2 protein-coding genes are annotated in these 14252 nt (G+C 63.6%); both read right to left on the reverse strand.

From position 1 onward, the window contains the following. Nucleotides 1-10 precede the first annotated feature (10 nt). On the reverse strand, nucleotides 11-826 hold the full coding sequence (locus PMI25_RS25220; protein WP_007969060.1) for an alpha/beta fold hydrolase: 816 nt from the start codon (nucleotides 824-826) through the stop codon (nucleotides 11-13). A gap of 228 nt (nucleotides 827-1054) precedes the next feature. Beyond that, entirely contained in the window at nucleotides 1055-14053 is a 12999-nt protein-coding gene (locus PMI25_RS25225) for a non-ribosomal peptide synthetase (RefSeq protein ID WP_007969061.1), read from the reverse strand. Nucleotides 14054-14252 lie beyond the last annotated feature (199 nt).

The following is a 14252-nucleotide window of genomic DNA, read 5'->3' on the forward strand; positions in this document are numbered from 1 at the left end:
ATGACACGGTTTAACGGTTGCGCTCAGCCAAAAAAGTAAACAACACCTCATTCACAAACTGCGGATTCTCCAGGCTGGAAATATGCCCCGCCTCCGGCACCAGCACCCACGGGCAACCGATCAACTCAGCCATTTCCTGTGCTTCCGACGGCGGTCGCGGTTTGTCCTGATCGCCGCACAGCAACAGGGTGGTTGCGGCATTCAACTCGCGCAGACGCGGTAACAGATCATCACGACTGAAGGTGATGCGCCCCATTGGCACGATGCTTTCGCGCAGGCGATCCGCGGTGTACGCCGCGAGTTTGGCGCGGAAGTCCTTATACAGCGCCGACTGCGGATCGATGCCCGGGCGGAAGAAGATCGGTACCACGATGTCGAGCAATTGTTCGGAAATCTCGCCGCTTTCCTCGATCTGCCTGAACAGCGAGAAATAGTACTGACGGGTTGGCTCAGGCTCGACGCCGACGTAGGTGTCGAGCAGCACCAGACCGTTGATCCGCTGCGGTGCCGACAACGCCAGACGCACGCCCCACATGCCGCCGACCGACAGGCCCACCAGCGTGACCCGTTCGATCTGCAGATGATCGAGCAAGGCCTCGACCTGCCGCGCGATGTCATCCAGCGAGGTGGTGCCCTGCGGCAAGCGCCCGGATTCGCCATGGCCCCACAGGTCCAGCGCAATCACCCGATAGTGCGGCGACAATGCAGCGATCTGCGGCGCCCACATGGCCGTGTCCCACAGGTAACTGCCGGCCAGCAGCACGGCCGGGCCGGTGCCTTGGTCAATGTAATGCAGCGCTTGTCCGTCAACCGTGAAGAAAGGCATTCACCACCCCCGCGACAAAAAAGAGAACCGGCAGACTGAGCTGCCGGTTCATGATCGTCAACCCTGGATATGTACGTGAATATGCCGGTTTATTTGTGTTGAATTCACTGACGCCATCGCTGGCAAGCCAGCTCCCACAGTGATCGAGTGTGTACACGAATTTTGTGTCCACCGTGAAACCTGTGGGAGCTGGCTTGCCAGCGAAGAGGCCGTAACAGGCGCTGGAGATTACAAGCCTTCAAGCTCCGCCATCAGATCATTCAAGCGATCCACCTTGTCCTCGGTCATGTCACCGGCCGCCAACCCTTCAATGTATTCGGCCAGTTCCTGCACCGTGCTGCACTCGAACATCGCCCGCAGCGGCACATCGCGTTGCAGGGTTTTCTGCACCCGCGAGGCGATCTGCGTGGCCAGCAACGAATGACCGCCCAGCTCGAAGAAGTTGTCGCGCACCCCAACCTTGTCGACCTTGAGCACCTCGGCCCAGATGTCGGCCAAGGTCTGCTCCAGCTCGTTGCGCGGGGCCAGGTAATCCTGACTCTGCAACTGGCCGATCTCCAGCACCGGCAAGGCCTTGCGGTCGAGTTTGCCGTTGGCGTTGCGCGGCAACTGATCCAGCCACAACCAGTGCAGCGGCACCATGTATTCCGGCAGTTCGCTGCGCAGGCGTTGCTTGATTCGCTCCAGGCGTTCGCTCGGGTTGAGCGCCGAATCCGCCGCGACCAGATAGCCGACCAAGTGCTTGCCATTCACGCCTTCCTGCACGCCGACCGCCGCATCGCGGACTTCCGGCAGTTCGTGCAGACGCGCCTCGATCTCGCCCAGTTCGATCCGGTAACCGCGAATCTTCACCTGATGGTCAACCCGGCCGACGTACTCCAGCACCCCGTCACTGCGCCGCCGCGCAAGGTCACCGGTGCGATACAGACGCTCTCCCGGCGCGCCGAACGGGTTCGGCACAAATACCGGCGCGGTGCGCAACGGATCGCTGACGTAACCGCGACCGACACCGGTCCCGGCCACGCACAACTCACCCACTGCACCCAACGGCACCAGCTCCAGCGCGCCATCGACCAGGTACAGCAAGTTGTTGTCGGTCGGCGTACCGATCGGCAAGTAACTGCCGCGAGTCGAGGCCATGTCCACCCGGAAGAACGCCACGTCATCCGAGCATTCCGCCGGCCCGTAGGCGTTGACCAGACCGATGTCCGGGTAACGCAGCAGCCATTGGTGCGCCAGCTCCGGTGGCATCGCTTCGCCGGTCGGCAGCATCCAGCGCAGGCCGTCGAGGCTCAGGCGATCAGAAGCGAGCATGCCCTGAATCAGCGACGGCACGCTCTCCAGCACGGTGATGCCCTGCGCCTGTACATGCACCAGCAACCCCTGCGGATCGTGGGCGATGGTGTTCGGCACAATGTCCACCCGCGCCCCGAACAGCGGCGCGGCGAGGAACTGCCAGACCGAAATATCGAAGCTTTGCGAAGCGGTCTGCGCGATCACGTCGGCGTCCGTCAAACTCAGGTACGGCACCTTGCTCAACTGGTTGTTGAGCATGCCGCGCTGCTCGACCATCACGCCTTTCGGCAAGCCGGTGGAACCCGAGGTGTAGATCACGTAGGCCAGGTTGTCCGGGCCGCTGTAAATGCCGAGGTTTTGCGCGGAGGTCGCCAACTCCTGCACCTCTTCCCAGACCAACAGCCGTGGGCGGTTGGCGCAGCTGAACTCATCGAGCAAGGTCTGCGCCTGGTCGCGGCAGGCTTCGCTGCACACCAGCACCGGCGTGCGGCTCAACTCGATGATGCGTTGCAGACGCTGGCTCGGCAGGCCCGGATCCAGCGGCAGGTAACCGGCACCGGCCTTGAAGCTGCCGATGATCATCCCCAGCAGATCAAGATTACGCTCGGCCAGCAACGCCACCGGTTGATCCATCTGCACCCCGGCCGCAACCAGTGCATGACCGAGACGGTTGGCATTCTGATTGAGCGCGGCATAGCTCAGTTGCTGATCAAGGCACGTAGCGGCGATGCGCTGCGGATGCGCCGCGACCTGCGCTTCGAACAGCGCCACGTAGCTCTGCTCGAGCGGATAGTCGTGCGCGCTCTGATTGCAACCGTGCAGCAGGAAGTCCTGTTCCTCGGCCCCCAGCAGCGGCAGATCAGCCATGTCGCCATGGAAGCCTTCGACCAACGCCAGCAGCAGGCGCTTGAACTCGCCGAGCATGCGTTCGATGGTCGATTCGTCGAAGTAGCGTTGGTCATACGACAGGTGCAGACCGAGGTCATCCCCCGGGTAGCACACCGCCGTCAGCGGGAAGTTGGTGTGGGTACGTCCGGAGTCCGAAGTCGCGTTGAGGCTCTGCGCACGGTCCAGCACCGAGACTTCCACCGGGGCGTTTTCGAACACGAACAGGCTATCGAACAGCGGCTGGCCTTTCGGCAATTCGCTCTGCTCCTGGATGTTCACCAGCGGCAGGTATTCGTACTCGCGCAGTTGCATGTTGCTGTCGAGCAGCCCGCTCAACCACTGCCGCACGCTGCTGCGCTGATCTTCCTCAGGCATTTTCACCCGCAGCGCGATGCTGTTGATGAACAGGCCGACGGTGCGCTGCATTTCCGGCATGTCCACCGGACGCCCGGCCACGGTGACGCCGAACAGCACGTCGCGATCACCGCTCAGACGGCGCAGCACCAAGGCCCACGCGGCTTGAGCGAAGGTGTTGATGGTCAGTTGATGGGCTTGGGCCAACTCGCGCAGACGCGCGCCATCTTCAACGTTGAGACGGGTGTAGCGGTCACCAACGATCATGCCGCCGCTTTCGCCAGCGTGTTCGCGCAGGAACGGTCGGTCGCTCGGGATCGGCGTGGTGCGCTCGAAGCCTTGCAGGTTCTGCTGCCACCACTGCCGCGCCTCGGCCAGGCTCTGGCGCTGCAGCCAGCCGATGTAATCGCGGTAACGCGGCGGCACCGGCAACTGTGCTTCGCGTCCTTCACCGAGGGCAGTGTAGATCTCGAAGAAATCGTTCATCAGCAGCGAGCGGCACCAGGCATCGATGAGGATGTGGTGGTTGCTCATCATGAACCAGTAGCGCGCCGCGCCGACCTTGATCAGGCGCAGGTGGAACGGTGCCTGATTGAGCAGATCGAACCCGGCCTCGCGCTCGCTTTTCAGCAGTGCCTGCAGCTTCGGTTCTTGCTCGTCCTCGGCAACGGCGCTCCAGTCCAGGTACTCAATCGGCGTGCGACCCGGGGTGTGGATCACTTGCAGCATGTCTTCGCCAACGTTCCAGCAGAACGATGCGCGCAACGCCTCGTGACGGGCGACCACCGCTTGCCAGGCCTGGGCGAAACGCTCGGGATCGAGTTCGCTGTTGATGCGATAGCGATCCTGCATGTAATACAGACCGGTGCCCGGTTCGAGCAAGGTGTGCAGCAGCATGCCTTCCTGCATCGGCGTCAGCGGATAAACATCTTCGATCTGCGCGGCCGGCACCGGCAGTGCATCGAGTTGCGCCTGGGTCAGTTTCGCCAGCGGGAAGTCCGACGGCGTCAGGCCACCGGCTGTGTCTTGCAGGCAATGTTCGATCAGGCTTTGCAGCTCGCCGAGGTAAGCGTCGGCCAGATCGTTGATGGTCTGCGCGTCATAACGCTCGGCGCTGAAGGTCCAGCGCAGCAGCAGTTCGCCGCCGTACACCTGACTGTCGATGCTCAACTCGTTGGGCAACGGCGCCTGCGGATCGTGGGCCGCACCAACCGGCTCATCCAGCGGACGGAACAGCGCATCGCTGGCAAAACTCTGGTCGAACTGGCCGAGGTAGTTGAAGGTCACCGGTGCGTTCGGCAACGCCGCCATGCTGCGCTGGCTGAGGTCATCGGCCAGATAACGCAGCACGCCATAGCCGAGGCCTTTGTGCGGTACCGCGCGCAGTTGCTCCTTGATCGCCTTGATCGAAGCCCCCTGCCCGGCGGCCTCTTCGATGTTGTGCGGGGTCAGGCGCAACGGGTAGGCGCTGGTGAACCAGCCGACGGTGCGGGTCAGGTCGATCTCGTCGAACAGGGTTTCACGGCCGTGGCCTTCCAGTTGAATCAATGCCGACGGCTGCCCGCTCCAACGGCACAGCACGCGGGCCAGCGCGGTCAGCAGCAGGTCGTTGACCTGCGTGCGGTAGGCGCGTGGTGCCTGTTGCAGCAGTTGTTGGGTATGCTCGGCATCCAGGCGCACGCTGACAGTTTGCGCGTGACGATTCTGTTGTCCGCCCTGCGGGTTTTCGCACGGCAGATCGGCGTTCGATCCGGCCAGTTGGGTTTGCCACCAGTTCAGTTCTTCACGCAGTGATTCGCTGCCGGCGTAGGCCTGCAAACGTGCCGCCCAGTCCTTGAAGGCACTGGTTTTCGCCGGCAGTTTTACCGACTGTTCGGCTTCGAGCTGGCGGTACACGGTTTGCAGATCGTCGAGCAAGACGCGCCACGACACACCGTCGACCACCAGGTGATGGATCGCAATGAACAGACGTTGCTGACCTTCGGGACCATCGACCAGCAAGGCGCGCAGCAGCGGGCCGTTCTGCAGATCGAGACTGCGCTGGGCATCGGCGAACAGCGCTGCGCACTTGTCCATCGCCGTTACACGCACTTGCCACAAAACGGCGGCATCGGAGACCGGTTGATGAGTGGCGTGCCACTGATCGTTGGCCTCGGTGAAGCGCAGACGCAAGGCGTCGTGCTGCTCGATCACGGCCAGCAGCGCCTGCTCCAGACGATGCGGTTCCAGCGCCACTGTCGGTTCCAGCAACAAGGCTTGGTTCCAGTGCTGCCGCTCAGGAATATCACTGTCGAAGAACCAGTGTTGAATCGGCGTCATCGCCGACTCACCGAGCACCAGTCCCTGCTCGGCAGTGACTTGCTCGCTACGGCTGGCGACAGCGGCCAGGGTCTGCACCGTCTGATGCTGGAACAGATCCCGTGGACTGAAATGAATGCCCTGCTGCCGCGCACGACTGACCACCTGAATCGACAGAATCGAGTCGCCGCCGAGTTCGAAGAAGTTGTCATTGAGACCGACCTGCTCGACGTTGAGCACCTCGCACCAGATCTGTGCCAGGGTCTGCTCCAGCTCATTGCTCGGGGCGACATAGTGCTGACGATTCAGCTCCGGATCCGGCGCCGGCAAGGCGCGGCGGTCGAGTTTGCCGTTGGCGGTCAGCGGCATGCTCGCCAACAGGATCAGGTGCGTCGGCACCATGTAATCCGGCAGTTGTGCCTTGAGGTGCGACTTCAGTGCTTCACGCAGTTCGGCCTGTTGCGCTTCGCCTTGCTCGGCAACTTCGCTGACCAGGTAGCCCACCAGTTGCTTGCCGCTCGGCGCATCCAGCGCCAGCACCACCGCTTCGCGGATCGAGTGGTGATCGAGCAGACGGGTTTCGATTTCGCCCAACTCGATACGGAAACCGCGAATCTTCACCTGATGGTCGATCCGCCCCAAGTATTCCACCAAACCGTCGGCACGCTGGCGCACCAAGTCGCCGGTACGGTACATGCGCCCGCCATCGGCGGCAAACGGGTCAGCGACAAAGCGCTCGGCGCTGATGCCCGGACGGTCGTGATACCCCTGGGCCAGACCGGCGCCGCCGACGAACAACTCACCGGTCGCGCCTTGCGGCACCAACGCCAGATCGGCGTCGAGAATGTACGCCAGGCGGTCACCGATCACGCTGCCGATCGGCACGCTGCCGGCGCCCTCTTCCAGCACTTCCGGGGCGAGACTGGCGAGCGGCATGACCACGGTTTCGGTCGGGCCGTAGGCGTTGAAGAACAGGCTTGGTTTGAACGCTGCGCGAATCCGTTGCAGGTGTTCGCCGGTCAGCGCTTCGCCGCCGGTGATGATCATCCGCACCGGCAGGATGTCGTTTTGTGTGGCGAGGAACTGCGCCAACTGGCTGCCGTAACTCGGAGTGAAACCGAGTACGTTGATCCGATGGGTGCGGATCAAACCGCAGATTTCTTCCGCGTCCCACTGCCCTTGCGCCCGCAGCACCACGTGCGCGCCGCTGAGCAGCGGCACCAGCAGACGCTCGGTGGCGGCGTCGAAGTTGATCGAATAGAAGTGCAGTTCGCAGTCGTCCGGGCGCATGCCGAAACGTTCGATCACCGCCTGGCAATGCATGGCGATTTCACCGTGCGACACCACCACGCCCTTCGGCTTGCCGGTCGAGCCCGAGGTGTAAATCAGATAGGCCTGATGCTGCGGCAGGCTGATAAAGGGCAACTCGCTGACCGGGTAATCGGCCAGCGCGGCGCTGTCATCTTCCAGGCACCAGCGCGCCACGCTCGACGGCAGATCGCCGAGGGCGTTGAACATCGCCCGGTCGCTGAGCAGCAGACCGATGCGGCTGTCTTCGATCATGTAATGCAGACGGTCGAGCGGATATTCCGGGTCCAGCGGCACGTAAGCGCCGCCGGCCTTGAGAATCGCCAGCAGGCCGACGACCATTTCCAGCGAACGCTCCAGCGCCAGGCCAACGCGCACTTGCGGGCCGACGCCCCGCTCGCGCAAGGCCCAGGCCAGGCGATTGGCGCGGGCGTCGAGTTCGGCGTAGCTCAGGGTCTGTCCGGCGAAGGTCAGGGCCGGGGCATCTTTGCGCACCAGCGCCTGCTCGGCGAACAGGTGATGGATGCACTGGTCGAGACGACGTTCGCCCGGTTCGACGCCAAGGCTGTCGAGCAGCTGCTGTTGTTCAGCCGGGTCGAGCAGCGGCAATTGGCTCAGACGCTGTTGCGGATCGGCGATCAACGCTTCCAGCAGGTTGCGCCAATGTTTGGCCATGCGCGCAATGGTCGGTTCATCGAACAGATCGGTGCTGTAGGTCAGGCAGCAACCGAGGCGATGGTCGAGGTCGGTGACTTCCAGGTTGAGGTCGAACTTGGTCGCCCGCGCATCGTTGGCCAGGTACTCGACGGTCATCCCGGCGAGCATGCGGCTCTGCTGGAATTCCCAGCGCTGCACGTTGCACATCACTTGGAACAGCGGGTTGTACGCCGCACTGCGCGGCGGTTGCAGCGCTTCGACCAGATGATCGAACGGCAGGTCCTGATGCGACTGGCCTTCGATAACGGTGTGGCGCACTTGCTCGAACAGTTCGCCGACCGACATCTGGCCGTCGAGCTGGCAACGCAGCACCTGAGTGTTGAGGAATGCGCCGATCAGCCCTTCGCTTTCCGGACGGATCCGATTGGCCACCGGTGCGCCGATGCGCAGGTCGGTCTGGCCGCTGTAGCGGTAGAGCAAGGTGGCGAGCGCGGCGGTCATGGTCATGAACAGGGTCAGACCGTTTTGCGCATTGAACGCTCGGACGCGGGCGGCGAGATCGTCGCTCAGATCGAAACGGAACAGCTCGCCCTGATGGCTTTGCACCGGTGGCCGCGGACGGTCCCCGGGCAGTTCCAGCAACGGATGTTCGCGACCGAGTTGCGCGGTCCAGTAGTCGAGTTGGCGCTGACGTTCACCAGACTCCAGCCACTGCCGTTGCCAGACGCTGTAGTCGAGGTACTGCACCGGCAACGCTTCGAGCGGCGAGTCGCGGTCATCGACGAACGCTTCGTACAGCGCACTGAGTTCGCGGGCAAAGATGTCCATCGCCCAGCCTTCGGTGACGATGTGGTGCAGGGTCAGCACGAAGTAGTGTTCGTGCTCGGCGGTCTTCACCAGACAGGCGCGCAGCAGCGGCCCGCTTTCCAGATCGAACGGCAGATGCGCTTCGTCATCGGCCAGTTGCTGGACCTGCTGCTCACGCTGGTCAGCCGGCAGTTTCGAGAAATCCTTCCAGCCCATGCGCACGCCAGTTTCGGCATGCACTTGCTGACGGGCCACACCATCGACGCTCGGGAAGGTGGTGCGCAGGGTTTCGTGACGCAGGATCAACGCCTGCAAGGCCGCCTCGAAATGCTCGACGTGCAACACGCCGCGCAGGCGCGCCATGCCACCGACGTTGTACGCCGGGCTGTTCGGCTCCATCTGCCAGAGGAACCACATGCGTTGCTGCGAATAGGACAACGGCACCGCCTGGCGGCGATCGACTTTGGCAATCGGCGGCTGTTGGTTGGTCTGGCCGCTGGCCTGGATCAGCCGGATCTGTTCGGCGAAGTCACCGAGTTCACTGTGCTCGAACAAGGCGCGCAACGGCAGCTCGACGTCACAGGCCTGACGGCTGCGGGAGATGATTTGTGTGGCCAGCAACGAGTGCCCGCCGAGGGCGAAGAAGTCGTCACGCAGACCGATCCGTGGCAGGCCCAGCACTTCGCGCCAGATTGCGGCGATCTGTTGTTCCAGCTCGGTGACCGGTTCGACGTGTTCGCGCACTTGCCACTGCGGCTCCGGCAAGGCGCGGCGGTCGAGTTTGCCGCTTGGGCTGAGGGGCATTGCGTCCAGGCGCATCAGTTGCGCCGGGACCATGTACTCCGGCAGCTCGGCGGCGAGTGCGGTTTTCAGGCGGGCGATCTGTGCGTCCTGATCTTCGCTGGCGTCGGCGGCAGTGAAGTAGCCGATCAGTTGCGCACCGGCTGCGGTTTCGCGCACCAGCACCACGGCCTGGGCGACGCCGTTTTGCGCCAGCAGGCGCGCTTCGATTTCTTCCGGCTCGACGCGGAAACCACGCAGTTTGACCTGCTGATCGAGACGTCCGAGGTATTCGATCACGCCATCGCTCGTCCAGCGCGCGCGGTCACCGGTGCGGTACAGACGCGCACCCTGCTCGCCCAGCGGATCGACCACGAAACGTTCGGCGGTCAGCGCCGGGCGACCGAGGTAACCACGGGCCAGGCCGATGCCGCTGATGCACAGCTCACCTGGCACACCGGCCGGCACTGGATTGAGATCGCTGTCGAGCACGCGGCAGACCACGTTGCCCAGCGGACGGCCAATCGGCGAACGCTCGCCATCGGCCACGTTGCAATGCCAGTGGGTGACGTTGATCGCGGTTTCAGTCGGGCCGTAACGGTTGTGCAGTTGCACCGCCGGCAGTTGCGCCAGCACGCGGTTGCGCAGTTCCGCCGGCAACGCTTCACCGCCGGAGAACACCCGGCGCAGGCTGGTGCATTCGGCGCTCAGCGGTTCGTCGATGAACAGCGAAAGCAGCGGCGGCACAAAGTGCAGCGTGGTCACACCGTATTCCTGAACCAACTGGGCGATGCGATGCGGATCGCGGTGTTCACCGGGGCCGGCGATCAGCAGACGCGCGCCAGTGATCAGCGGCCAGAAGCACTCCCACACCGACACGTCGAAACTGATCGGCGCCTTTTGCATCAGCACGTCGCTGTCATTCAGGCGATAGCTGTTCTGCATCCACTGCAGCCGTTCGGCCAATGCAGCGTGGGTGTTGCCAACGCCTTTCGGTTGGCCGGTGGAGCCGGAGGTGTAAATCACGTAGGCGAGGTTGTCGCCATGCAGGTGCAGACCCGGCGCCTGGCTCGGCCAGTTCTCCAGATGCAGCGCGTCCATCGCGATCACGCTGACGCCGTCACTGGCCGGCAGGCGGTCGAGCAATGCGGTCTGGGTCAGCAGCAGTTCGACGCCGCTGTCGCTGAGCATGTAAGCCAAGCGTTCGGCCGGATAATCCGGATCCAGCGGCACATATGCGCCACCGGCCTTGATGATCGCCAGCAGACCGATCAGCAGTTGCGGCGAACGCTCGGCGGCAATCGCCACGCACACGTCCGGGCCGACGCCTTTGTCGCGCAGATAATGCGCGAGGCGATTGGCCTGGGCGTGCAATTCGGCAAAATCGAGACTGCCGCCGTCCCACACCAGCGCGGTGCGATCCGGGGTCTGCCGCGCCTGTTCGTTGAGCAGTTCCGGCAGCCATTGTTGCGCCGGGGTGCACGGGGCGACGCTCCACGCTTGTTGCTGTTCCTGCTCGCACGGAGTCAGCAATGGCAGGTCGCCGATCGCCTGTTGCGGTTGTTCGCAGACAGCGCGCAGCAGATTGCTGAAGTGTTCCGCCAGACGCTCGATGGTCGCCGCGTCAAACAGTTCATCGGCGTAGTCGAAGGACAGAGTCAGGCGTCCGTTACGATCTTCTTCACTGTGCAGTTGCAGGTCGAACTTGGCCTCGCGGCTGTGCCACGGCAGTTCTTCAGCGAGCAACCCCGGCAGGCGCTTGAGCGCACTCAGGTCGCGCTGCTGGTGGTTGAACATGACCTGGAACAGACCTTGTTCACGGGCCTGCGGGAACGCTTCAAGGAGTTGCTCGAATGGCAGATCCTGATGGGCCTGAGCGCCGAGCGCGGCCTCACGGGTCTGCGCCAACAACTCGACAAATGACAGCCGCGAATCAACCTCGGCGCGCAGCACCTGGGTGTTGATGAAGAAGCCGATCAGACCCTGGGTTTCCAGGCGCGGACGGTTGGCGTTGGGGATGCCGATGCGGATATCGCGCTGACCGCTGTAGCGGTGCAGCAGGCTCTGGAACGCCGAGAGTAACAGCATGAACGGCGTCGATTGATGCGCCTGCGCCGTCTGCTTGATCGCATCGCTGAGGCTGACGCCGAGACGCACGCTGTGGCGCGCGGCGCTGTGCAATTGTTTGGCCGAACGCGGATGATCGGTGGCCAGTTCCAGCACCGGATGTTCATCGCCCAGTTGGGCTTTCCAGTACGCCAGTTGTCGCTCGCCCTCGCCTTGCGCCAGCCATTGGCGCTGCCAACTGCCGTAGTCAGCGTATTGGGTCGGCAGCGGCGCGAGTTCCGCACGCTGGCCTTGGGATGCCGCAGCGTACAGGCGCGAGAATTCGTCGATCAGCACGTTCAGCGACCAGCCGTCGGCGATGATGTGATGCAGGGTCACCAGAAGCTGATGATCTTCATCGTCGAGGCGTACGAGTGTCACCCACAGCAGCGGGCCTTTTTCCAGATCGAACTGGGTGCGCGCCTCGTCCTCGCGGATCTGTTGCGCGCGGGCTTCACGCTCGTGCGCCGGCAGGTCGCTGATGTCGATCAGTTGCAGGTTGAATTCAGGTGCGGCGTCGACTTGTTGCAGCGCTACGCCGTCGCGCTCGAAGAAGCGCGTGCGCAGTGACTCGTGGCGCTCAATTAGTTGCTGGAAGCTGGCGCGCAACGCGTCTTCGTCCAGCTCGCCGCGCAGACGCAGGGCGCCGGGGATGTTGTAGGCGCTGCTGTGCGGGTCGAGTTGCCAGGTAATCCACAGTCGGTTTTGCGCCAGCGATTGCGGCAGTGCTTCGCCGCGCGACAAGGTGTTGATTGCGCCTTGGGCGCTGCCGCCGTCCTGTTGCTGCTGTGCCACGGCTGCGGCGAAGGCGGACAGGGTCGGGGCTTCGAACAACAGACGCAGGTTCAGCTCCAGCGCCAGCTCTTCACGCACCCGGGCGATCACTTGCGTGGCGGCAATCGAGTTGCCGCCGAGCAGGAAGAAGTGGTCGTCGGCGTTGACCTGTTTGAGGTTGAGTTGCTCGGCCCAGATCTTGCCAATCAGGGCTTCCAGCTCGGAAGCCGCCAGGGTCGATTCGGTATTTTGCACCTCGGCGGACGGGAACACCGCGTAGCTGTCGAGGCTGCCGTCGGCCAGACGATTGCGGCACGCCGAGCGTTGCAGCTTGCCGCTGGAAGTCTTCGGCAGCGCGCCCGGGTTGAGCAGCACCACCACGCTCGGCGCCTCTTGATAGGCCTCGGCCACTGCCTGGCGAATGGCTTTGATCAGCGCTTCGGGCGGCAGGATTTTCTGCACGCTGCGGCTGATTTCTGCGGCGATGCCAATGCCTTCTTCACCGCCCTGATTGACCGCGAATGCCGCGACGCGACCTTTGCGCACCACTTCCACTTCACGCTCGACGGTTTGCTCGATGTCCTGCGGATAGAGGTTGTGACCGCGCACGATCAGCATGTCTTTCAGGCGACCGGTGATGAACAGTTCACCCTCGCGGATAAAGCCCAGGTCGCCAGTGCGCAGCCAGGTGCGACCGGCGTGCTGGACGAAGGTCTTGGCGCTGGCCTCGGGGTTGCGCCAGTAGCCGTGAGCGATGCTCGGCCCGGCGGCCCAGACTTCGCCGACCGCATTGTCATTGAGTTCTTGCAGGCTGTTCGGCTCGACGATCAGCACCGCATGCTCCGGCTGACTGATGCCGCAACTCATGATCGGGCTGCCGTCGCCCGGCTCGGCGCGATTTTGCGCCAGCGCCAGATCGTCGACACGCAGCGCAGGAATGCCGGTGCCCCGTGGTGTGCCGGCGACGAACAGGGTCGCCTCGGCCAGACCATAGGAGGCCATGAAGTTGTCTTCGCTGAAGCCGCACGGGGTGAATTTCTCGGCGAAGCGTTCGAGGGTGTCGAGACGGATCGGTTCGGAGCCGGAATAGGCCACGCGCCAGCGGCTCAGGTCGAGGCGCTCCAGTGCCGATTCGCTGACCCGCTCGCTGCACAAGCGGTAGGCGAAATCCGGCCCGCCGCTGATGGTGCCGCCGTATTGGCTGATCACTTCAAGCCAGCGCAACGGGCGACCGAGGAAGTACGCCGGTGACATCAGGATGCACGGCACGCCGCTGAAAATCGGCTGCAGCAATCCGCCGATCAGCCCCATGTCGTGGTACAGCGGCAGCCAGCTGACGATGACGTCGTCGGGGTTCACATCGATGCCGAAACCGTGGCGAATCAGCAGCTCGTTGGCCACCAGATTGCCGTGGCTGACCTGCACGCCTTTGGGCAGCGCGGTGGAACCGGAGGTGTATTGCAGGAAGGCGATGTGTTCTGCGGGCAAGGTCGGTTCAACCCAGCGCTCGGCCAGGGCGTTGTCGAGAGTATCGACGCACAGCAACGGTGGCGCGCCGTCGATTTGCTGCAAGGCATCGCGCAGGTCGGCACTCGTCAGCAGCAGACGCGGTTCGGCGTCGGCAATGATCGACAGCAGGCGCTCCTGATGATGACGCCGGGCGGACTCCGGCGGATAGGCCGGCACCGCAATCACCCCGGCATACAGGCAACCGAAGAACGCCGCGACGTAATCCGGACCGCTGGGAAACAGCAGCACCGCGCGATCACCGAACTCAGCCTGGGCCTGCAATGCGCCAGCAATGGTGCGCGCGCGTTGATCCAGTTCGCGATAACTGAGCACCACGCCCTGCTCCTCGGTTTCGGCGAGAAAGCGCAGGGCCAGGCGATCCGGCGTCTGTGCCGCACGGCGCTGGAGGGCTTGGACCAGAGTGCTGGGGAGTTCGAACGCGTCGGTCATGAGGTTTCCTGCCTGAATTCGGCTTGCTAGTGGAATCGGGTTGCTGCGTCACGCCGGTCGAGGGCGTGCAGGGCGCGGTCTGTGCCGACCGCGCAAGGCTGCGGAATGCTGTCTGGCCGGGGCTCGATACCCGGAACCATTCACCAATGAGAACGGATGACGTCTTGAAATAATTAGTCGGCAGGCTGGATCGCCAACG

The sequence above is a fragment of the Pseudomonas sp. GM30 genome, from assembly GCF_000282275.2.
Classification (GTDB): Bacteria; Pseudomonadota; Gammaproteobacteria; order Pseudomonadales; family Pseudomonadaceae; genus Aquipseudomonas.

Coding starts and splice junctions, on each gene's coding strand:
- PMI25_RS25220 (WP_007969060.1), bottom strand. CDS start 826: ATGCCTTTCTTCACGGTTGACGGACAAGCGCTGCATTACATTGACCAA.
- PMI25_RS25225 (WP_007969061.1), bottom strand. CDS start 14,053: ATGACCGACGCGTTCGAACTCCCCAGCACTCTGGTCCAAGCCCTCCAG.